The following is a 22,397-nucleotide window of genomic DNA, read 5'->3' on the forward strand; positions in this document are numbered from 1 at the left end:
GATCTCTATGTCGCTATCGAAAGTGGAACCGCTATTCCTGGCCAAGTTGAACCAATTGCAACAGCAAGGCGTCCGCAAGGGCGACGAGAAAATCATTACCGGCATGCTCGCGCCGGAAAACGGATTGGGGCCGCGCTATCAGCTGCACGGTTATGGCAAGCGCGCATTTTTGCGCATGAATTCGAATTCCTATTTGGGATTGGCGCGGCATCCCGCCGTGATCGCAGCGGAAACGCTGGCAGTGGAACAGTATGGCGCCGGTCCCGGCGCGGTGCGTTTTATCAGCGGCACGTATGCGCCGCATGTCGAGCTGGAGCGCAGGCTGGCGGCATTTCATGGCCGTGAAGCGGCGCTGCTGTTCAGCGCGGCCTATGCCACGATGGTTGGCGTGCTGCCGCAATTGATTTCCGAACAGACATTGGTTGTCAGCGATGCGCTGAACCACAATTGCATCATTAACGCGATCCGTCTCGCGCATCCGGCTGGAAAAGCGATTTATGCGCACGGTGATATGCACGATCTGGAAAAAATCCTGAGCACCAACCGTGACCGCTATCAACGGGTTTGTGTGGTCACTGACGGTGTTTTCAGCATGCGCGGCGATCATGCGCCGCTGGATGAACTCGATGCCTGCTGTGCCAGGCACCAAAGCGATTATCCCGAAGGAATTGTCACCCTAGTGGATGACTCGCATGGCGTCGGCGCTTTCGGCAGCACCGGGCGCGGTACTGAAGAAATTACGGGAGGGCGGGCGGATGTATTGGTCGCCACGCTCGGCAAGGCGTTCGGTGTCAACGGCGGTTACGTTGCTGCCAGCGCCACGGCCATCGCTTACTTGCGGGAAACCGCGCCGTTATATATCTATTCCAATCCGATTACGCCCGCCGAAGCGGCCGCTGCATTGGCAGCGCTGGATGTTCTGGAAAGTGCGGAAGGCTTGCGCCTGCTGGATCGATTGCGCAGCTTCAGCACTAGACTCCGATCCGGATTGCAACAGCTGGGTTTTGAAACTTTGCCCGGAGAGCACCCCATCGTGCCGGTATTTATCCGCGACACCGCCAAAACCGCCGCATTGGTGGCGCATTTATTAGACCACAATATTCTCGCCACCGGTTTGAATTATCCGGTCGTGCCGCAAGGCGATCAGGAAATCCGCTTGCAGGTTTCCGCTGAGCATACGGAGAAAGATTTGGATTATTTACTCAATGCGTTGGCGGATTTTCGTCAGTAGTGGCGGATTCTCCCGTTTTAGGCTATTTTTGCGCGTGAACGGAAAAAAGAATAAACGCTACAATGCGATTGAAAAATAAAGAAACGGCAGAACTCGAGCTGAATTATTTCGCGGCATCCCCGCTTTGATGCTTGATCTCTTTAGCGATTTCTTCCATTTTTCCCTGAGCTTCTTCAGAAGCGTCCTTCACCGCACTCGTGATATCTTCGATTGCATCACGCGCTTTTTCGTTAGGACGCCGGTCTAGCGCGTCGTTGACTTTATCGACTACCTTCTCTGTGGTTTCCGTTGGTTTTTGTCCGCAAGCGGATAAAGTTGATAGCGCTATCGCAATCGCAATCATAAAAAGGTAGCGTAATGTCATGTTTTTCCCCCGTATTGATTAGGACTGAGATTCTAACTCACCGGGCTGGTTTTTATTCAGCCAAGTGAGTTTTTCACGTTATTTTACGCTGGGACAATCCATGTAAACGGGGTGCGATGTGATCACAATCGCCACGCGGCTTTCCTGATCGGGTGTGTTGTCGGCGCCGGGAACTTCACCAATTGCTTTGGCAATTAATTGGCTGGGCCGTGCACCGCTTGCTACCAATCGTTGTATCACCGCCTGGGCTCTTCTTTCCGATAAATCCTGATTGTAGGCCGGTTTGCCGACAGTATCGGTTGATGCCGTGACGGTTGCGGTTGCATCGGGATGAGCTTCCAGCCAGTTGCCCACTTTGCCGATGGTTTCGTCTTTGGTTTTAAAGGGCACGGCGCTGCCTGTTTTGAAGTAAGCCACGGTATCGTGAATCGATTCTTTTTTATGATGGTTATGGCCATGTACTTCCGTCAGCCACAGACACATTTCCTTCTCCGCTTCCAAACGATGGCGTGCAGCTGATTTGGCGGCATCCAATGCCTTTTGCTTCTCGTTGATATTCCAATAGTGATTTTTTTCAAGATGACCCAGAATCTCATTGGCGGTTTCCAGATCTTCTTCTGATTGCTCTTGATGCCACATGGCTTGCCCGTAGTGACCGGTTCTGGCGGCTTTGATCTCGGCCTTCAAATCTTCCGTATCGGTTTTTGGCGTGGCACAGGCGGTCAGGAACAGTATCAAAATTGCGGGCGGTAAGTAATGAAATTTTTTCATGATGATATCCTTATGATCGAATGGGGCGCAGCAGGCTTATTCGCCATTATCCAATGGGCCGTAACTGGTCCAGTAGCCGGGATAATGCAAACCAAAATAACGGCTGTCTTCACTGAAACGATTCCAAACATAAGCCGGTGAGGCAAATTCACTGGATGGAACCGGTGAAGTGATGACTTCCACGCCACCCACCAGCGTCCGGCTCACGCCATGCACAATGCCGCGGATAACACCCCATGTCAGACCTAGAAAAATATTTTGATCGCTGGTGATATTGATGACATTTTTGGGAATTTCGATAAAGCCGAAGGCAATGTTTGCAATACCTTGGCTGAATTTGTCGATGAAATAGCTTTCTGCTTTGACTGTCGATGTCATCATCAGCGCACAGGTTAGCATGCAGGCAGCCAGAATTTTATTTTTGCTCATGAGTAGCTCCTTATTTTTAGAATTGAAACTACGCGAGACCCTACACAGATACCCAAAAGTGCAGACCCCACATCGATCTTTACTTTGATGACTGATTTATCTGGGAATTTTCTTGCGGCCCCAGATTTTTTTCATCATAAGGCCGCTGGTTGGATAAATAAATAAGCTTTTGCTTATTTCTATCTAAGCGATTTGCTTATAAAAATGCAGAGATGATTGAAAATCAGCGCAAAAATCAGGAGAAGGCGCGTGATTCTGAGTACCGCGGGCTGATGACGACTTCAGAGGGAAAGTCCGTCCGCTATACCCCCTGTGGCGGACGATGAAGCAGAAACAGGGGCGATTGGGTGGCAAAATGCTGTTAAAAAATGAATTGCCGGGAATTTTTGTTCAAAAAACTGGCAGAATTACAGGGAAATCTTAAAGCCGCTCATTGATCAGCACTTCCCTAAGAAAAGTTTATTCCGGAAATATGCCTGGATAGTCATTTAATGGAATCCGGATTCATCAATGATTGCCGTAGAACCCTTTTCACAACTCATCACAAAAATTTCATGAAACACGGTATCCATTGCATTACATTGATTGTCCGGTAACAGCAGCCATGCCTTAAGCAAAGCTGCCGGATTGCCTTCCTTCATGGCGGTGAAATCCAAATCCTTGAACAGATTTTGTTCATGAAAGTATCGGGTGAGTAAAGCATTGGGCATTTGCCGGAAGAAATCTTTGGTAGAGTAGTGGCGGCCATGTTTTCGCTCTTCGGGTAAGGTAAAATCAAGCATTAGAATTATGCCGGACATTACAGCATAATTGCCGCTTGTGGATTACTTATGGAATAGCATCCAAAAGTCAGCCAGAATCCAAACTATTGATGAAGATGTTGGCATTCATTACCGATAAATTTAGGGCGCAACGTGACCGACCAGAACAATAGCAGCATCGCCAATTCACTTGACCCAGCCGCCGACCGCCGCCAGCAATTGGTTGCATTGATTCCCGAAGCGTTTTCTGAGGGGCAGCTTGATGTTGCTGCGCTCAAGCGAGCGTTGGGCGCTGAAGCTATCATCGAAGGGGGCGAACGCTATGCGCTTGCTTGGGCTGGCAAAAGCAATGCCTACAAGGTACTGCAAACCCCCTCTACCGCTACACTGCGCCCGCAACGTGAATTGTCGGTCAACTTCGATGAAGCGCAGCACGTCTTTATCGAGGGAGAAAATCTGGAAGTGCTCAAGGTGTTGCAGAAATCCTACTTTGGCAAGGTCAAGTTGATCTATATCGACCCACCGTATAACACCGGCTCAGACAGTTTCATCTACCCAGACCGTTTTCAGGAAAGCAAGGAAGACTATCTGCGCCGCATTAACGATCTGGCCGATGACGGCACACTGATGCGCGAAGGCTTCTTTCGCAAGAACAGCAAGGAGAGCGGTCGCTACCACAGCAACTGGTTGTCGATGATGCTGCCGCGCCTGTACATCGCACGGAATCTGTTGCGCGAGGATGGGGTGATTTTCGTGTCGTGTGACGACAACGAGGTGCATAACCTACGGCTGCTCATGAACGAGATCTTCGGCGAGGAAAACTTCGTTGCTCAGCTCGTGGTCATCAATAATCTGAAAGGCCGTAATGACAAGAAGAATGTTGCGACTTGCCACGAATATCTACTTGTCTTTTCGCGCAACGAGTTCGAGTCGCACGGTCTGCCATTGACCGAGGATCAACTGAAAAATTTCAAGTATATAGATTCACGCGGAAAGAAGTATGCGCTCCGTGACCTTCGTAAACGTGGCTCCCAGGATCAGCGTAAGGACAGGCCCAAGATGTTCTTTCCAATTTTCTACAACGAAAGCACGAAGAAGCTTTCCTTGACCAAACAGTCTGAAAACGATGTGGCAATTCTGCCGAAGAGGGGCGATGGCAGTGAAGGCCGCTGGCGCTGGGGGAAAGACTCGGTTTCAAAGAACCTTGCGATCCTTGAGGCAAGGTATTCAGATTCTAAAGGTCGATGGGACGTTGACTATCGTGTGTACCTCGAACCGAATGCCACAGAAACAGAGGTCGATGAAGAAGATGATGACGATGACGAACTCTTTGAGCGCACATCGAAGTCTAAGTCGTTCTGGATTGGCGGCGAAATTTCCACTGACGTTGGAAAGCGCGAGTTCAAAGAGTTGTTCGAGGAGGGATTCTTTGATTACCCGAAGTCGCCATTTCTAATGCGGCGGATCGTTCAAATGGCGACTCGGGGAGATGATCTGATCATGGATTTCTTTGCGGGGACGGGAACTATGGGACAGGCGGTCTTGGACATCAATCAGACCGAACGAACTGCTCGTCGCTTTGTTTGTGTCCAGTTACCGGAATTGATTGAGTCAGAGAGTGACGCAGGGAAAGCAGGTTTCTACAGTCTCGCTGAGGTTTGTAGGGAACGAATCAAGCGAAGCATCGGACGTGCTGAAGATGCTGTCGATCTCGCAACGCCCGCAACAGCCAACCTTGGTTTTAAATCCTTTCTGCTCGCACCCTCCAACTTCAAGCAATGGCGCGGTGATAACATCGACTCACCCGAGCAACTGGCCGAGCAGATGCAGATGTTTGCCAAGTCCGAGAAAGATGGCGCAGCAGTGGAGCACATACTTTACGAACTGTTATTGAAATTCGGCCAAGAGCTGACCACGCCAGTTGAAACGCTGGATGTGGCTGGCGGCAAGGTATTCGCCATCGATCAACGCAAAATGCTGTTCATTCTAGATACTTTCACCGAAGCGATGATTCAGCCGATGATGGAGATAAAGCCGCGCGAGATTATTGTCATTGATGGCGTGTTCCTTGATTTAGACCCGCTCAAGTCTAACCTCGATTTGCAGTGCCGCGATGCTGGAATCAAGTTCACCTGCCTGTGATGCCGCGCAAATGAAACTGCAATTCGACGCAAACCAGGATTTTCAGCTTGAGGCCATCCATGCGGTAGTTGCTTTATTTGAAGGGCAACCCGATGCTTCGCAAATTTCGGTCGGTTGGAATGATGAACTTTCCAGCCTGAAACTCACGGAAACCGGCGTGGCAAACCAGCGCGTAATTACCGACGAGCAATGGCTTGCCAATTTGAATGCGGTGCAGGAGGTTCACGGAATAGAGCTCTCGGCTGCGTTGGAAATGATGAAGCTGGAAGATGACATAGATGTTGGTGCATTTCCAAACTTCACCGTGGAGATGGAGACCGGCACCGGCAAGACTTACGTCTATCTGCGCACGGTGTACGAGCTTTCCAAAACCTATGGCTTCAAGAAGTTTGTGATTGTGGTGCCGTCGATTGCTATTCGCGAGGGCGTGCTCAAGAGCTTGCAGATTACCAAGGAGCATTTTCAGACGCACTATAATTATGAGCGCGTTGAGTTTACAGTTTACGACTCGACCAAGGTAAATCAACTACGCAATTTTGCTCTGTCGAACGCAATCCAGATTCTGGTGATTAACATTGATGCTTTTGCCAAAGACTCGACCGAAGCGGACAGCGCGGCCAAAAAGAAGAACAAGGGTAACGTCATCAATCAGGTGCGGGAGACTGGGATTGCGCCGATTGAGTTCATCCGCGCGGCGCATCCTATTGTGATCCTTGATGAGCCGCAGAATCTGGAGACGGATAACCGCAAACAGGCTATCGCGCGCCTTGCCCCTATGTGTACCTTGCGCTACTCGGCCACCCACCGCAATACCTATAACCTGATCTATTCGCTCGACCCGGTACGTGCTTACGAGAAAGGGCTCGTGAAACAGATAGGGGTTGATTCGGTGATTGAGTTGAAAGATGCGAATCAGGCTTTCGTTGAGGTTGAGGGTTTCAAAACAGGGGCTCGTAGTGTGTCAGCCAAGCTGTCGATTTGGGTGAACCAAACGCAAGGCCCCGCAAAAAAAAGCATTACTGTGAAGAATGGCGACGATCTTTATAAGTTATCAAATCAGCGCGAGATTTACCGCGAAAGTTTTATCGTCAACGAAATTGACGCGGGGGAAGGTTTTATAACTTTTGCCAACGATGTGAGAGTTCGCGCAGGAAGTCCACATGGGGCGTTGACTGACACGATTTTGCGTTTGCAGGTTGAGGCTACGATACGCCGACACTTTGAAAAGGCGCTGAAATTGCATCCATTGGGCATTAAGGTGCTATCCGTATTTTTTATTGACCGTGTGGCGAATTACCGTGTCTATAACGAGGATGGTACTGTCAGCAAGGGTAAATTTGCCGATTGGTTTGAAGAAATTTACGAACAGTATCGAGCAAAGCCTGACTTTGCCGGGCTACGGATGCATGAAGGGACGAAAGTTCATAATGGTTATTTTTCTCAGGACAAACGGGCGGTTTCGCCTTTTGAGACGTTGACTGGCAAGACCAACGCGGATGCCGAAGCCAGTACATTCGAGTTAATTATGCGCGACAAGGAACGGCTGTTGGATATTGCTGAGCCGTTGGCCTTCATTTTTAGCCATTCCGCATTACGCGAAGGATGGGATAACCCTAATGTGTTTCAGATATGCACGCTGGCAGAAAGCAAATCGGACATTAAAAAACGGCAGGAAATTGGGCGGGGGCTTCGTTTGTGCGTGAATAAAGACGGCGAACGGGTATTTGATCGGACGATTAACCGTCTGACAGTGATTGCAAACGAGAGCTATGAGGATTTTGCCAACCAGTTGCAAACCGAGATGGTCGAAGCAGGGGTGAAGTTCAAGCGCGAGATGGTTAAAAACGAGCGTGATAAAATTACGGTGCGGCTCAAGAAGGGCTACGATACAGACAACGAATTTTTGACGCTATGGGACAAAATTCGAGCGAGAACGCGCTATCGCGTAAATTACGATACAGGTGACTTGATTACCAAGGCAGCGAAGCGAATTAAAGAAAAGATGCCAACTATTGAGCGCCCGAAAGTTGCATTGACGCGTGCTGATATTATTATCAGCGCTGCTGGGGTAAATGGAAAACAGACTGGCTTTCGCACTCAGTCAATGGAAGAAAAATATGTGATGCCGGATTTTGTTGGGCAAGTGCAGACAAAGACAGGACTGGCAAAGTCCACCGTGGCGCGTATTCTGCTTGATTCCGGACGGCTTGCGGATGCCGTCAAAAATCCTCAGGCATTCATTGATCATGTGGCGGAAGTGGTGAATTCCGTGAAGCGTGAGGTGCTGGTGAATGGTGTCGAATATTTCAAGGTCAATGGTCTAGCCTACGAAATGCGCCGTTTTGAGGGCGATGATCTAATGGATGTGTTTGCATCCAACGTGGTAGCGGTAGAAAAGCAAGAAAAAACCCTGTTCTCGCATATTGTCATTGATTCTAACTCTAGCCCGGAACGCAACTTTGTTCAGGCATGTGAGGACAATGATGACGTGCTTTTCTACATTAAATTGCCGCGCTGGTTCAAGATCGAAACGCCTGTGGGATCGTATAACCCGGATTGGGCACTGGCTTATCGCAACGATAAGATGCTATATTTTGTAGCTGAGACGAAAAAGACAGGTAGCGGTGACCATGTGCAGATTGATCTGCTGCGACCGATTGAAGAGCTACGCATCGAATGCGGCAAGCGACACTTCAAGAATTTCGAGGAAGTGCAGTTTAAGGTAGTCAGTTCGCTAACAGAGTTGTTGAGTTGAAGGGCGTATGTGGCTTGTTTGCAGTGCGCTCAACATCGAGTTACTTTGTTTTCTAGCGGAATAATTGTCGCTCCGTGCTGAGCAGCAGAAAGTTGTTCTCCCCACCAATTGAATAATTTGCCAAATTCTTCAAACCGCTCTCCTCGGTCGTATGCGCGAGCGACTTCGTTGTCGTGAACATGATCCAGGGCAAGCTCCACCGCGTTGTGCGCAAAGCTGTTATCGCACGCCAAGTAGAAAATGAACTGCACTAGCCGTGCGGGCTGTGCTTGCCATTCAACCCCAAGGTGACTCTGTATACTTTTTCGATGGTTCGCGCCTGATGTCTTTGCCGCCTTGCGGAGAGCGAAACACAAAGCCTTTTCCGCCAAACATTTCACGCCAGTGACACAATTCGTCGGTGATTCCCGGCGATAGCAGGATGCGTTGGTCTACGTGGCGAATGGTGGATTTTATTTTCTTGCGTGGAATAACTCACTTTCGGAACTGATCCATAACAGCTACTTTATTGTTTGATGGATCAACTCAAGCTGAAATGGTGGTTTTATTGGAAAGAATTGAATCTTCATGGCAGTCCGCATGAGGATTGGGGGTGCCGATCTTAATTCAGCAGCATTACGCACAGATTATGCACCGAGAAAATAAAAAAGACTTGAATTCATTCAAGTCTTTGTTTTATTTGGCGTCCCCAACGAGATTCGAACTCGTGTTACCGCCGTGAAAGGGCGATGTCCTAGGCCTCTAGACGATGGGGACAAAGTGATGTGTCGTTTATAGCACCGCTTAATCCAAGAAAAACTTGGTGGAGATAAGCGGGATCGAACCGCTGACCTCTTGCATGCCATGCAAGCGCTCTCCCAGCTGAGCTATACCCCCTGATCAAAGGAAGGGGGATTATACTGATGCGATGATTTATTGTAAAGAAAAGATCAACCGGGAAAACTGCTGAGATGACTGTTCATGCGCGCCAGTGTCTCCTCGCGTCCGAGTAATGCCAGTACCGCATCGATCGACGGAGTGTGGACTTCGCCGGTGACCATGACTCGTAACGGCATGGCGATTTTCGGCAGTTTGACATCGTGCTCCTTGGCGGCGGCTTTTATTTCCTGATGGATGATTTCGCGTGTCCATTCGATGTGGCGGAATCTTTCCAACAAGCCAGTCATGATCGGTTTTGTTTCCGCAGTAAAATGCTGCGCTTTCAACTCTTCATCCGGCTCCAGCGGACGGTAAAAGTACACTGCGGCATCTGCCAATTCTTCGATGGTATTCACTCGTTCCTTGAGCAAATCGACAACCTGTGCCAGATCGGGGCCGCCATTCGTCAGACAATTGTCTTTTGCCAGAAAAGGTGCCGTCAGTTCGGCCAGACGGGTGTTATCCGTTGTTTTGAGATATTGCTGATTGATCCAATGCAGTTTTTCCGGATTGAATTTGGCCGGGGAGCGGCTGATCGCGGATAAATCGAACCATTCCACCAATTGGTCGCGGCTGAAAATCTCCTCGTCGCCGTGCGACCATCCGAGTCTTGCCAGGTAATTCAACAGCGCTTCCGGCAGATATCCATCCTCGTGATATTGCATGACCGAGACCGCGCCATGCCGTTTCGACAAGCGCTCGCCGTTGGCGCCCAAAATCATCGGCACATGCGCGTATTCCGGTAATGTGGCGCCCAGCGCCTTAAGAATATTGATCTGGCGCGGCGTGTTATTGACGTGGTCGTCGCCACGGATGACATGGGTGATATTCATGTCCAGATCGTCAATGACGACGCTGAAATTATACGTTGGCACGCCATCGCCGCGCAGCAGCACCAGATCGTCGAGTTCGTTGTTGGCGACGGTGATTTTTCCCTTGATCTGATCGTTGAACGTCACGAAACCGTCCAGCGGGTTTTTGAACCGCAGCACCGGTTTTACACCGGCTGGCGGGGTTTGCTTGCTATCGCGCCAGCGCCCGTCGTAGCGGGGCTTCAAGCCCGCCGCCAATTGCTGTTCACGCATTTGCTCCAGTTCTTCCTTGGTGGCGTAGCAGTAATACGCTTGATTATTCTGCAATAATTGCTCGGCAATCTCATGATAACGCGCTAAGCGCTGCATCTGATAAAACGGCCCTTCGTCGTAATCCAATCCCAGCCACGCCATGCCGTCCAGAATTGCCTGAATCGATTGTTGCGTTGAACGTTCCAGATCGGTGTCTTCAATGCGCAGAATAAATTTTCCGCCGTGCTTGCGGGCATAAGCCCAGGAAAACAGCGCAGTGCGTGCGCCGCCGATGTGGAGATAGCCGGTTGGGCTGGGAGCAAATCGTGTGCGTACCATCATGATTGTTGTGTCAACTATTACGCCGAATATTGGAAAGCGGATAGTTTACGCGATTCCGCCGGGTATGTTGATAGCCGTATGAAAGCCAAAGCCGATTATAATGAGCGCACTTTCTAATTCAGATGCTTTTCTTGTGGCGCAGACAAGCGCGTTTGCTCAATGACTGACTTGATCCATGATCTGATTTTTGCCGCTGCCGGACGGACACCGGACGCCGAAGCGTTGTCTTATGACAATCAGCGTATGCGCTATGCCATGCTGGCGGGGGCAGTCGCGGCAACGGCGAATGGCTTGCGCGCATCCGGTTTGAGCCGCGGCGAGCGTGTGGCGGTTTATCTCGAGAAACGTTTCGAGACCGTAATTGCGCTCTTTGCCGCAACGGCGGCGGGCGGTGTGATGGTTCCGGTAAATCCGGTATTGAAGCCGGAACAGGTGGCGTACATCCTGATCGATTGCAATGTCAGGATATTGGTGACCTCAGTGGAGCGGTTAAAATTGCTGCAAACGGTTCTGCCGCTGTGTCACGACTTGCATACGGTGATTGTCGTGGATGCCAAAGATGATTTTCCAGTTGTCGCCGGACTCACAGTCTTCGGTTGGCAAGCTGTTTCTGCAGTGCAAAAAAAACATTCCGCATTAGGTGTGATCGATAGCGATATGGCGGCGATTATCTATACCTCGGGCAGCACCGGTAAACCTAAGGGTGTAGTGTTGTCGCATCGTAATTTGCTGGCCGGTGCGGAAAGTGTCGCGCAGTATTTGCAAAACCGTCCGGATGACCGGATTCTGACCGTGCTGCCGCTGAGCTTCGATTATGGATTGAATCAATTGACGTCGGCTTTCTATGCGGGAGCGGCGAATGTGCTGATGAATTATCTGCTGCCGCACGACATTATCCGCATCGTCAACGAGGAGCGAATCACCGGTCTTGCGGCTGTGCCGCCGCTGTGGATTCAGCTGGCGCAATTGGACTGGGGAAAAGCGCCGTCGCTGCGCTATATCACCAATTCGGGCGGCGCCATGCCGCGTGCGACGCTGAACAAATTGCGCAGCGTATTACCGGCAACGGAAATTTTCCTGATGTATGGTTTTACCGAAGCGTTCCGCTCGACGTACCTGGCGCCGGAAGAAATTGACCGTCGCCCGGATTCGATCGGCAAGGCGGTACCGAATGCGGAAGTGTTGGTTCTGCGCGACGATGGTTCGCCGTGCGCGCCGGGTGAGCCGGGCGAATTGGTGCATCGCGGTGCTTTGGTGGCGATGGGCTATTGGAACGATGCGGAAAGAACCGCGTTGTGTTTCAAACCGCTGAAAACGCGCCAGGCCGGGTTGCCGCTCGCGGAGATCGCTGCCTGGTCCGGCGATACGGTGCGCGTGGACGAAGAGGGGTTCCTGTATTTCATTGAACGCCGCGACGAAATGATCAAAACCTCCGGTTACCGGGTCAGCCCTACCGAAGTGGAAGAAGTGGTTTATGCGTCGGAAGGTGTTGCAGAAGCGGTTGCGATCGGTGTGCCGCATCCCGCGCTGGGGCAAGCGATTGCGGTGATCGTGACGGCCCGAAGCGGCATGCAGCCGGATGCCGGTCTTTTGCTGCGTCTATGCAAACAGCGCTTGCCTGCGTATATGCTGCCCAGTCACATTGAACTGCGTGAGGGTAATCTGCCGCGCAACCCGAACGGTAAAATAGACCGCAAATTGCTTTCTCAGGAATTGCAGCATTTATTTAAGGAAACCGCGCAATGAGCAATTTACCGCCGGAGCATGCGCCGCTGGTGCAGTTCGCCGTGCAGGACGATTGTCTGCAAGTGGGCGGCATGGCGTTGACGCGCTTGGCGCAACGCGTCGGCACGACGCCGTTTTATGCCTATGACCGGCAGAAAATCAGCGAACGGATTGCAGTATTGCGGCGGCATTTGCCGGACGGAGTTTTGCTGCACTATGCCATGAAAGCCAATCCGATGCCGGCGCTGGTGCAGCATGTGGCCGGTTTGATCGACGGTATGGATGTCGCTTCGGCGGGTGAGATGCGCGTGGCGCTGGATACGGTTCTGCCGCCAGGTCAAATCAGTTTTGCCGGGCCGGGTAAAAAAGAGCATGAACTGCGCAGTGCGATTGCGGCGGGCGTTATGCTGAATCTCGAATCGGCGCGGGAGATGGAATCGGTCGCGCAACTGGGAGCCAGTTTAGGGATTACGCCCAAGGTGGCCATCCGGGTGAATCCGGATTTTGCACTTAAATCTTCCGGCATGAAAATGGGCGGCGGGCCGCAGCCATTCGGTATCGATGCCGAATGTGTGCCGGATGTATTGAAACGACTGGCTGCGCTGGGATTGGATTTTACCGGTTTTCACATTTTTAGCGGTTCACAAAATCTCAATGCAACCGCGCTGCAGGAAACGCATGCAAAATCCTTGCAGCTGGGTATCCGGCTGTCTGAATATGCGCCATCGCCGCCGCGCTTGCTGAATATCGGCGGCGGTTTGGGGGTGCCGTATTTTCCCGGCGAACGGGCGCTGAATCTTGCCGCTGTGGGGGGAAATTTGCAGCGTCTGATGCCGGAAGTGCAGCGGCAGTTGCCCGGCGCCAGAGTTGCAATCGAATTAGGCCGGTATATCGTGGCGGAAGCGGGGATTTATGTGTGCCGCGTTCTGGAACGCAAAATCTCGCGCGGGCAGGTTTTTCTCATCACCGATGGCGGACTGCATCATCATCTGGCCGCTTCCGGCAATTTCGGCCAGGTCATCCGCAAGAACTATCCAGTCATCATCGGCAATAAAGTCCGTGGCGCGGAAAGGGAAGTGGTATCCGTCACGGGACCATTGTGCACACCGTTGGATATACTGGCCGATCAGTTGCCGATGGCCAAAGCATCCGCAGGCGACTTTGTTGTGGTATTGCAGTCGGGCGCCTACGGTTTAACCGCCAGTCCGGCTGCATTCTTAGGCCATCCCGCACCCATCGAAGTGCTGGTTTAATCGATTAAATTTCATCATCCTGCGCGCAATTGTTGTTTATTGTGCACAAGTAGTTATCTTTGTTGTAATTCCGCCATTAATTGCTAAAGATCAGTTGAATATTCGCTTTAAATATACTTAAATGACCGCTGTAGTTAATTTATATTACTTATTGAAAGAAAAGCTTTGTTTCGTGCGGCTAAAAATAAGAAATGCACCGTAGATTCTGCGCTTTTTCAATGATGATGTAGCGCCAGCACAGTTTACTATTTTGACACTTTCTCTTGATATCAACGAATATCCGGAGGAGTGCTAAAAATGAATGTAACGAGCTGCTTATTAAATTGGGTGATTCTATGAATGATTTGTATCAAAATTTTCAGAAGTTCTTTGAAATTGTAGTGGCTGATACAGCCGAGCTGCTTGAACATGTTTATAGAATCCGCTATCAGGTGCTATGCGTGGAACAGCGTTTACCCGGATTCGACCCTGCGCTTTGTCCGGATGAAAAGGAAAAAGACAGCTACGACAGCCATTCCTGCCATGTGCTTTTGCGCTATCGCCCATCGGGAGAATTTATCGGCACTGTGCGGTTAATTCTGCCGGATTCAGCGCGGCCTGAAAAGCTATTGCCGGTTGAATTGTATAGTCAGACAGATCCAGCGCTGTGCGATATCAAAGCATTACCGCGCCAGCAGACGGCTGAGATTTCCCGTTTTCTGGTGATCAGCCGGTTTGACCGGCGTAAAGACGAACGGCGCAGGGAAGAGCGCCGCAAGGAAACCACCGAGACTGACAGCGATAAAAGAAATACGCAGGATCGCCGTTCCACCGATCGCCGTTCCGCGCTCAGCATTGGACTGGTGTTGATGGCGGGCGTTTTACGCATGTCCGTCAAATACAATATCAAGCACTGGCTATCGGTTGCCGATCCTGCGCTGAATAAGCTGATGGGTTTTTACGGCTTGAATTTTAATCCGATCGGACCACCGGTAGACTATCATGGCATGCGCCGTCCCTATTACGTGAAAGTGGAAGACGCGCTCAATAAAATGTACCAAGAGCATCGCGATGCCTGGGAAGTCGTAACCGACTGCGGTACCTATAATCCCATTCATATTAACTAATGGAATAACCCTGAATCAGGAATCTGTTTCTTGAATTTATTTCATTTCTCTTTACAGGCCCAATTCTCCAGGCACTGTTTGTTAAAAACTAGAGCTTGCTTGTGTTTTGCTCTAACTGTATGCCTTTGGATTGTGGCAGCGGAAGTAAGAGCAAATGATCATTATGAAATTGTCACCAATCCGGGCGTGACCGAGAAAACCCTCTCGGTCAATTCGTTACGCTCAATTTTCAGTATGCGTTTGAAAACCTGGTCTGACGGAACCAAGATCAGGGTTTTTGTGCTATCCGATGAAGATCAATTGCATCAAATCGTTTCCAAGGAGAAGTTAAACGTATTTCCTTATCAATTAAGATCCACCTGGGATCGATTAGTATTCTCGGGCACAGGCCAAGCGCCGATTAAAGTCAACTCAAGTGAAGAAATGCTTACCAGGATTGCCACCACACCTGGCGCAATAGGTTATTTATGGAGAGCCAATATTAATGAAAATGTTAACGTGCTCGAGATTAAGTAGCTATTTCATCAGCTCCGTCCGGTGGCTGGGCAAGGGTATTGCCGTGCTATGGATGATTGGCGCTGTTTCCACTCAGGCGCAACAGCTTGATCAATCACAAAAACAGCCTGAACCCGCTCAAGCGCCGGTCAAATGGGTGCAAGCGAAAGATTTACCCGCCGAAGCGACAGAAGCGGGCAATAGCAAAGAAAAACCCGGTGTGGTCAGCACTGTGCTCAAATGGTGGCATTCAACCGAGCGCCCCGGCGATTTGCAGATTCACGGTTTTGTCAGTCAGGCTTACATATCAACTTCGGATAATGATGTTTTTGGCAATAGTGATAAAGGCGGCAGTTTTGGTTTGACCGAAGCCGGGCTCAACGCTTCCTTGCGGCCATTGCCGAGGTTGCAACTCTCGGCGCAAGTGTTGTCGCGCCGTGCAGGTGAAGGAAACTCGGGTATGCCGCGCCTTGATTATGCCATCTTCGATTACCGCTTGTATTCCCAAGAAGTAAACCAATTCGGTATCCGCGTGGGCCGGTTGAAGAATCCTTTCGGGTTCTATAATGAAACCCGGGATGTGGCGTTTACGCGTCCCAGTATTATGCTGCCGCAATCGATTTATTTTGACCGCACCCGTAATTTGGGGCTTTCCAGTGATTCCGTGCAACTCTATGGCGATACCGCAGTATCCGATTGGGGTACGTTGTCTACCCAGTTTGGCGTGACACTGCCAGTCGTGAATAACAGGGATACTGAGAGCTCATTATTGGGATTGGTACGGCCGGGGGAATTGAATCGCGAAATTTCCTATATTGGCCGCGGAATATTTGAAACCAATGACAAACGCCTTCGTTTGGGTATCAGCGGAATATGGTTGAATACATCGTATGATCCAAAAAAATTGAGCTCCCCGTTAGAATTGGGCCCCGGCGCCTTAGAATTTACACCGGTAATTTTTTCTGCCCAATATAACTCGGAACGTTGGACGCTGACTTCGGAATATGCCATACGGCCTTTTAGCTATGATAGAAATTTTAAAAGTACAAGGTTAGATGGTCAGCATTTCGTTGGCGAGAGCTATTACTTTCAAGGTGAATATCGCTTTACTCCGAATTGGGAAGGTTTTTTGCGGTATGATGCTCTCTTTATTGATCGATCAGATCGAGATGGAAGCGACTGGGTTGCACAAAATTCCGCTGGACGAAGCGGTTTGGGACATAGTCGTTTTGCCAAGGATATTGCCGTGGGTATACGTTGGAATGTCACACCGGCATTCATGCTGCGTGCCGAATATCATCATGTCAATGGAACAGGCTGGTTATCCGGATTGGATAATCCAATCGATCTAAGAACGGGTCGGCCCATTGATACACATCAGTATTGGGATCTTTTCGCGATTCAGGCTTCTTATCGTTTCTAAGCAGAAATTCTGATGGAAAATAGTTCCGGGATTAAAGTGGAAAAAGCGCCTATTGTTTCAAACCCCAAGGGGCGCCGGTTCCGCAGTCTGAGATGGAAAATCTCGCTGAGCAGCAGCATGATTCTGCTGGCGGTGGTGATGCTATTTTGTTTCGTCAGCTATCTGGGCTTAATGGCCAATTTCGACAACCAACGGGAAGTCGAATACCATCGCTATTCCAGGGAAGTCAATAGTTTAATCAAGAACACTTCGCAGAATTTATATCAACTGGCTGAAATGATTCCGTTTCTGGACGGGATGAAAAAAGCTTTGCTGACCAACGATGGTGAAAGCATCAGTAAAGTTTTTGATCTGCATTGGGCACTGTTGCAATTCCATAATGGCGTTGAATTCGTTCACTTTTATAATCCGCAGAATCAATTGAACGCCAGCTGGGATAGCCTGGATACCCATATGGATGGCAATATCCTATTGTCGACCTGGGTCAGTCATGTTAATCAATCGGAAAGACCCATCAATCCGCTACTGTGCCGGGAAAGCTGCATACAGTACATTGTTGCGCCGTTGCTGGTGGAAGGTAAGAAAGTGGGTGTCGTGGTGATGGGAATATCGCTGGCGGATGTATTTCTGGCGTTCAAACGGATAGCCGGTGCCGATATCGGTTTGCTGATCAAGGAACAGAATAGCCTGTTGCAGAATGATTTCGATTTTTTGCGTTGGAATATTCATATCTCGGCGCTGACCGACAAAGAAAAAAATCTTGAAGTGCTGAAAAAGATCGCCCGGATATACCCGGAGATGCCGGTATTACAGAACGGCGCTCAGATCCGCTGGAACGATCAGTATTTGCAAATAAAATTATTTCCGCTTGATTCGTACGAACCCGATAAAGCGCATCTGATCGTAATGACCGATGTGACCGCTGCGGTGAAGAATATTCATGATTCGATCTGGAAGATTGCGCTGATCGGTTTACTGGGGCTCATTTGCGCGGAAATATTGCTGTTTCTGATTTTTACCCGGTTGCTGGCGAAGCTGAAAGATGTCGTGTTTGTCCTGCCGCTTCTGGCTAACGGACAGTTTGAGAGATTCCGCTTATCGGTGGCCTCGACGGACCGGGCGCAGCGTTTTAGGGATGAGGTCGACACACTTTCGGAAGCGGCTGTTTCCTTGTCATTGCAACTGGAAAAACTGGAGCAGGAAGTATCCACGCGGACAAGAATGCTCATTGAGCAGAAAAATGAGCTCGGCAGAGAAAGGGATTTTGTCGAGAACCTGCTGGATACGGCCCAGGCTATCGTGCTGACACAGAATGCCGAAGGCCTGGTTATGTCGCTCAATGCGTATGGCGAAATGCTGATGCGTTATACCGAAAGTGAATTGCAGGGTAAATCTTTCCTGAACATTCTGATTCCGGAGTATGAGTCGCAAGATTTGCTGACGCGCTTTAAAGAAATTCACAGCGGAAAAAGAATGCAGTTGCGGCACGAGGCGATAACCCATTGTAAGGATGGAACGACACGGCATGTGGCTTGGTTGCATTCGCATCTCGGCCGGCAATCCGAGAATGACCCGTCTATTTTGTCGGTCGGGCTGGATGTCACCGAGTATAAACGGGTTGAAGGGCACTTAGCCTGGCTGGCGGATCACGATCCATTAACCAATTTGTTCAATCGGCGGCGTTTCAGCGAAGAATTGGAACAAGTATTGAGCCGGGCGGAGCGTTACCGCCACCCCGGCGCATTGTTGTTTTTCGATCTGGATCGTTTCAAATATATCAACGATACCAGCGGTCATCAGGCGGGTGATACGCTACTGAAAATGGTGGCCAGCATGCTGGCTCAGACCATCCGCGCGGACGATATCACCGGCCGCTTAGGCGGTGATGAATTTGCGATTATTCTGCCGGAAATCAATGCCAACGGTGCGATCGAAGTAGCTAAAAAGGTTCTGGATCAACTGGGCCATGCGCAATTGACCATCAACAACCGCACACACAAGATTTCAGCCAGTATCGGCATTGCGCTGTTTCCGGAACATGGCGCCAATATTCATGACTTGCTGGCTGCCGCTGATTTGGCGATGTATCAGGCCAAGGCGATGGGGCGGAATGCCTGGTATCTGTTTTCCGATAAGGATCGCAGCCGTGAACGCATTCATACCTTGGTGTACTGGAAAGAGAAAATCGAGTATTCGCATTTGCATGACAATTTCATGCTGTATTTGCAGCCGATCATGCAGGTGAAAACCAAAGAGATCTCGCACTATGAAGTGTTGCTGCGGATGCAGGATAAAGACGGTTCGGTGCTGTCACCCGGCGAATTTATTCCGGCGGCGGAACATACCGGATTGATTCACGCCATCGATCATATGGTGCTGCGCAAAGCCATCGCACAGGTGGCCAAAATTTACCAAGCCGGATTCAAGGTGAGCTTCTCAATCAACCTGTCCGCGCACGCCTTCAATGACCCGGAATTATTACCGATCCTCAAAGAAGAATTGACTTCGCAGGACATGGATCCGGCTTGTGTCATGTTTGAAATCACCGAGACGGCTGCGCTGGAAGACTTACCCGGCGCGCGCGGGTTGATGATAGAAATCAAGGAACTGGGCTGCGGTTTTGTGTTGGATGATTTCGGGGTTGGTTTTTCTTCGTTTTACTATTTGCGCGAATTGCCGGTCGATGTTGTCAAGATTGACGGCTCGTTTATCCGCAATTTATCCGAAAGCAGCGACGATTTGATCCTGGTTAATGCGCTGTGCAGTGTGGCTCGCGGTTTCGGTAAGAAAATCACGGCGGAATTTGTCGAAAGCGCCGAGATACTGTCGCTCATCGAAAAAATGGATATTGATTACGCGCAAGGATACTACATAGGAAAACCGGCGCCAGCCACGGAATTCTTTACCGATCATGAAAGTGACTCGTTTTAGTGCGGTTTGTTTCCTTGATACGACTGGCTGATGCTGTTGAGCTCCGTTAATCGTGCCGCTACCCGGTAATTAATACTTCCTTCGGGATATCCGCCATGGGTATCCGCTTCTCCCGCCGGTAAACCGGTCAGCAGCGTAATGGCTTGATCGATATTTTCCACCGCATACACGTGAAATTGCCCTGCCGCTGCGGCATCGACGACATTCTGGTGCAGCATCAGATGCTGGACATTGGCTGCGGGAATCAATACGCCTTGCGTGCCGGTCAATCCGCGTGCGTTGCAGATGTCAAAGAAACCTTCGATTTTTTCGTTCACTGCGCCAATAGCTTGAACTTGACCCAATTGATTGATCGAGCCGGTCACGGCCAGCGATTGGTTGATCGGCACATCCGCCAGATTGGAAAGCAATGCGCATAATTCCGCCAGCGATGCGCTATCGCCATCGATCATGCCGTACGACTGCTCAAACGCCAGGCTGGCGGATAGCGCCAACGGTTGATTCTTGGCGTAACGCGCGGCCAGAAAAGAAGAAAGAATGAACACGCCTTTGGAGTGAGTGGCCCCGGAGAGCTTGACCTCGCGCTCAATATTGATCAAATCCCCTTTGCCCAAGCGGCTGGTGGCGGTAATCCGGGTGGGTTGCGCAAAGGCGAAGCCGCCGAGTTCGATAACCGCAAGACCGTTGACTTGCCCGGTTACCGCACCTTGCGTGCCGATCATCAGGATGTCGCGCTGAATCGCCTCGTATAGCCGGTCTCTGATGCGATCCTGACGGCGGATCTGCGCGTCGATTGCCTGCTGCACATCACTGGCCAGCACGGTGTCATGATTGGCTGCGCGCGCCCAGTAATCGGATTCGCGTAGTAAATCCGCGATGCTGCGCATGTGCATGGACAGTTTCTCCGCATCACCCGCTTGGCGCGCGCTGTATTCGATCACGCGGGCAACTGCGAAGCGGTCGTAAGGCAGCAATCCTTCCTTGTGCGCTACAGTGCCGATCAATTGCGCGTACAGGAAGTGACTCTCGGCGGTCCGTCCGATGGTCTCTTCGAAATCCGCGGCGACTTTGAATAACTCGCTGAACTCCGGATCGTATTGTTGCAACAGGTAATAAAATAACCGGTCGCCGAATAAGATCACTTTGACATCCAGCGGAACCGGCTCCGGTTCGAGTGATACGGTGCTGACCAGGCTGTAAATCTGCCCCAGTGATTCGATATCAATCGTGCGGGCTTGCAGTGCGCGTTTCAGACCTTCCCAGGCAAACGGCTGCATCAGCACTTTACGGATATCCAGCAGCAAGTAGCCGCCGTTGGCCTGATGCAACGCGCCGGGTTTGATCAAAGTGAAATGAGTGACCAGCGCGCCAAACTGGGCAATATGTTCCACCCGTCCTACCAGGTTGCTGTAGGTCGGATTATCTTCATAGACGATGGGCGCTCCCGGTTTCTGATGATTCGAGCTCAGCACATTCACCTGATAATTGTTGAATGTTTGATGAGTGACGACGGTCATGCCGGAAATGTTGACGGATTCATCCGGTTTGCGGAAATCATCGACATGCAGCACCATGTCTTGCTGTACGGCATCGAAGAAATCCAGCACATCGGGTAAACCGGCATAGATTTCGCGCAACTCGTTGAGCATATGCGCAATGCTGGATAGCATAATATCGTGATTCAACTGCTTGATACGCTCACTGCGCTCGCGGCGGCGTTGCGGCAAGCGAGCCAGAATTTTTTCCAGATGGGCTTGCAATTCCGCAACATCGGTCTCGATCTGATCTTTTCTTTCCTGAGGCAGCTTATCGTATTCATCCGGTGGAATGGCTTCGCGATTGCGGCTCGGTGCCAGCGCAAACCCTTCCGGCGTACGCAGCAGGATAATCTCTTTTTTTTCGGCTTCCGCTTCTAATTCCGCGATATCGCGTTCCTGCCGTTCATTGTATTCTTGCTGTATTGCACTGATCCTGCTCCGGTATTCCTCGCTTTCAAACTGCACGGGAATGGCGCTGCGCAAATAATCCACCAGCCGTGCCATATGCGCACGCAATGCTTCCCCTTTGCCGGATGGCAATTTGAGCGCTTTCGGTTTGTGCGGCTGGGTAAAGTTATTGAGATAGCACCAATCCGGCGGTTCCGCTTCCTTGCTGGCTTTGCTGTCGAGAAACTGCTGCACTAGGGTGTGCCGGCCCATCCCGGGTGAGCCCAGGACAAAAAGATTGTAACCTTCCCGGCGAATGTTCGAACCGAAACGCACCGCATCCATGGCGCGTGCTTGGCCGATGATCTCCGTTAAGTCCGGTAAGTCCGCCGTGGTCTGAAACGTGAATTGACCGGGGTCGCAGGCATGACGTAGCCGTTGCGGTTGCAGAGGAATATTAGCGGTCATTATTTTTCTTCAGTAGGTTAGCGGATAATGGGTTGCCTGGTTGACGCTTTTATGAGTAAAGTAGCAACCGGATCTTCCATACGACAACCGTATTGTAATGGATGAAAGCGTTTCGCCAATACGGATCGTTAATTATTCACTTTTTCATGAGATATCCAATTTGTCATTGTCTTGCGTGCACGGTGCGGACGCTGGAATTGAGCCGGAGAGCGGGCAAACTTCAGCCGGTTATCCCGGAGCCATGTTGAATACTGAGCCAGTACTATTCCTGTTGTTTAATTTTTTGCTTGCAAA

16 protein-coding genes and 2 tRNA genes are annotated in these 22,397 nt (G+C 50.5%); 9 read left to right on the forward strand and 9 right to left on the reverse strand.

All coding sequences use genetic code 11. The features are described from left to right. Positions 1-7: 7 nt before the first annotated feature. Positions 8-1,231 carry an aminotransferase class I/II-fold pyridoxal phosphate-dependent enzyme gene (locus R2083_RS04350; RefSeq protein WP_317537649.1) on the forward strand — a complete coding sequence of 408 codons (1,224 nt, stop codon included), beginning with the start codon at positions 8-10 and terminating at the stop codon, positions 1,229-1,231. A 103-nt stretch (positions 1,232-1,334) separates the two neighbouring features. Here the strand turns inward: R2083_RS04350 and R2083_RS04355 are convergent, their stop codons facing one another. From R2083_RS04355 to R2083_RS04370, 4 genes are all read right to left on the reverse strand, one after another. Continuing rightward, entirely contained in the window at positions 1,335-1,595 is a 261-nt protein-coding gene (locus R2083_RS04355) for a hypothetical protein (RefSeq protein ID WP_317537650.1), read from the reverse strand. Between the two features lie 78 nt (positions 1,596-1,673). Next, entirely contained in the window at positions 1,674-2,366 is a 693-nt protein-coding gene (locus R2083_RS04360) for an OmpA family protein (protein ID WP_317537651.1), read from the reverse strand. A gap of 36 nt (positions 2,367-2,402) precedes the next feature. Further along, a complete protein-coding gene (locus tag R2083_RS04365) occupies positions 2,403-2,795 on the reverse strand; it encodes an exosortase system-associated protein, TIGR04073 family (protein WP_317537652.1) in 393 nt (130 codons plus the stop codon). Positions 2,796-3,283: 488 nt separating this feature from the next. Next, positions 3,284-3,577, reverse strand: coding sequence for a hypothetical protein (locus R2083_RS04370; protein ID WP_317537653.1), 294 nt, complete (start codon positions 3,575-3,577; stop codon positions 3,284-3,286). A gap of 132 nt (positions 3,578-3,709) precedes the next feature. Between R2083_RS04370 and R2083_RS04375 the strand changes: the two genes are divergently transcribed. Further along, on the forward strand, positions 3,710-5,698 hold the full coding sequence (locus R2083_RS04375; protein WP_317537654.1) for a site-specific DNA-methyltransferase: 1,989 nt from the start codon (positions 3,710-3,712) through the stop codon (positions 5,696-5,698). Then, a complete protein-coding gene (locus tag R2083_RS04380) occupies positions 5,670-8,453 on the forward strand; it encodes a DEAD/DEAH box helicase family protein (protein WP_317537655.1) in 2,784 nt (927 codons plus the stop codon). Before R2083_RS04375 ends, R2083_RS04380 begins: the two co-directional genes overlap by 29 nt. Positions 8,454-8,482: 29 nt before the next feature. Here R2083_RS04380 and R2083_RS04385 read toward each other — a convergent pair whose 3' ends face one another. From R2083_RS04385 to gltX, 4 genes are all read right to left on the reverse strand, one after another. After that, positions 8,483-8,824 carry a hypothetical protein gene (locus tag R2083_RS04385; RefSeq protein WP_317537656.1) on the reverse strand — a complete coding sequence of 114 codons (342 nt, stop codon included), beginning with the start codon at positions 8,822-8,824 and terminating at the stop codon, positions 8,483-8,485. Between the two features lie 309 nt (positions 8,825-9,133). After that, positions 9,134-9,209 (reverse strand) — tRNA-Glu (locus R2083_RS04390). 44 nt (positions 9,210-9,253) lie between these two features. Then, positions 9,254-9,329, reverse strand: a tRNA-Ala gene (locus R2083_RS04395). 53 nt (positions 9,330-9,382) lie between these two features. Then, entirely contained in the window at positions 9,383-10,774 is a 1,392-nt protein-coding gene (gene gltX / locus R2083_RS04400; protein WP_317538970.1) for a glutamate--tRNA ligase, read from the reverse strand. A gap of 162 nt (positions 10,775-10,936) precedes the next feature. Between gltX and R2083_RS04405 the strand changes: the two genes are divergently transcribed. The 6 genes from R2083_RS04405 to R2083_RS04430 all read left to right on the forward strand — a co-directional run bounded on the left by R2083_RS04405 (position 10,937) and on the right by R2083_RS04430 (position 19,710). Continuing rightward, positions 10,937-12,523: an acyl-CoA ligase (AMP-forming), exosortase A system-associated gene (locus tag R2083_RS04405; protein WP_317537657.1), complete on the forward strand. Its 1,587-nt coding sequence runs from the start codon at positions 10,937-10,939 to the stop codon at positions 12,521-12,523. Further along, entirely contained in the window at positions 12,520-13,755 is a 1,236-nt protein-coding gene (locus tag R2083_RS04410; protein WP_317537658.1) for a pyridoxal-dependent decarboxylase, exosortase A system-associated, read from the forward strand. The genes R2083_RS04405 and R2083_RS04410 overlap by 4 nt, the downstream gene beginning before the upstream one ends. 335 nt (positions 13,756-14,090) lie before the next feature. Next, complete coding sequence (locus R2083_RS04415; protein ID WP_317537659.1) at positions 14,091-14,861, forward strand: PEP-CTERM/exosortase system-associated acyltransferase; 771 nt, start codon at positions 14,091-14,093, stop codon at positions 14,859-14,861. A gap of 132 nt (positions 14,862-14,993) precedes the next feature. After that, positions 14,994-15,377, forward strand: a complete 384-nt coding sequence (locus R2083_RS04420; RefSeq protein WP_317537660.1) for a substrate-binding domain-containing protein — start codon at positions 14,994-14,996, stop codon at positions 15,375-15,377. Further along, positions 15,346-16,779 (forward strand): hypothetical protein, encoded by a 1,434-nt coding sequence (locus R2083_RS04425; protein WP_317537661.1) that lies wholly within the window; start codon positions 15,346-15,348, stop codon positions 16,777-16,779. The genes R2083_RS04420 and R2083_RS04425 overlap by 32 nt, the downstream gene beginning before the upstream one ends. A gap of 12 nt (positions 16,780-16,791) precedes the next feature. Continuing rightward, entirely contained in the window at positions 16,792-19,710 is a 2,919-nt protein-coding gene (locus R2083_RS04430; protein WP_317537662.1) for an EAL domain-containing protein, read from the forward strand. Here the strand turns inward: R2083_RS04430 and R2083_RS04435 are convergent. Continuing rightward, on the reverse strand, positions 19,707-22,103 hold the full coding sequence (locus R2083_RS04435; RefSeq protein WP_317537663.1) for a Lon protease family protein: 2,397 nt from the start codon (positions 22,101-22,103) through the stop codon (positions 19,707-19,709). The two genes, R2083_RS04430 and R2083_RS04435, sit on opposite strands and share 4 nt — an antisense overlap. Positions 22,104-22,397 lie beyond the last annotated feature (294 nt).

This window comes from Nitrosomonas sp. Is35, assembly GCF_033063295.1.
Taxonomy (GTDB): domain Bacteria; phylum Pseudomonadota; class Gammaproteobacteria; order Burkholderiales; family Nitrosomonadaceae; genus Nitrosomonas.

Coding starts and splice junctions, on each gene's coding strand:
- gltX (WP_317538970.1), bottom strand. CDS start 10,774: ATGGTACGCACACGATTTGCTCCCAGCCCAACCGGCTATCTCCACATC.
- R2083_RS04405 (WP_317537657.1), top strand. CDS start 10,937: ATGACTGACTTGATCCATGATCTGATTTTTGCCGCTGCCGGACGGACA.
- R2083_RS04410 (WP_317537658.1), top strand. CDS start 12,520: ATGAGCAATTTACCGCCGGAGCATGCGCCGCTGGTGCAGTTCGCCGTG.
- R2083_RS04435 (WP_317537663.1), bottom strand. CDS start 22,103: ATGACCGCTAATATTCCTCTGCAACCGCAACGGCTACGTCATGCCTGC.
- R2083_RS04355 (WP_317537650.1), bottom strand. CDS start 1,595: ATGACATTACGCTACCTTTTTATGATTGCGATTGCGATAGCGCTATCA.
- R2083_RS04415 (WP_317537659.1), top strand. CDS start 14,091: ATGAATGATTTGTATCAAAATTTTCAGAAGTTCTTTGAAATTGTAGTG.
- R2083_RS04380 (WP_317537655.1), top strand. CDS start 5,670: ATGCTGGAATCAAGTTCACCTGCCTGTGATGCCGCGCAAATGAAACTG.
- R2083_RS04430 (WP_317537662.1), top strand. CDS start 16,792: ATGGAAAATAGTTCCGGGATTAAAGTGGAAAAAGCGCCTATTGTTTCA.
- R2083_RS04365 (WP_317537652.1), bottom strand. CDS start 2,795: ATGAGCAAAAATAAAATTCTGGCTGCCTGCATGCTAACCTGTGCGCTG.
- R2083_RS04360 (WP_317537651.1), bottom strand. CDS start 2,366: ATGAAAAAATTTCATTACTTACCGCCCGCAATTTTGATACTGTTCCTG.
- R2083_RS04425 (WP_317537661.1), top strand. CDS start 15,346: ATGAAAATGTTAACGTGCTCGAGATTAAGTAGCTATTTCATCAGCTCC.
- R2083_RS04350 (WP_317537649.1), top strand. CDS start 8: ATGTCGCTATCGAAAGTGGAACCGCTATTCCTGGCCAAGTTGAACCAA.
- R2083_RS04370 (WP_317537653.1), bottom strand. CDS start 3,577: ATGCTTGATTTTACCTTACCCGAAGAGCGAAAACATGGCCGCCACTAC.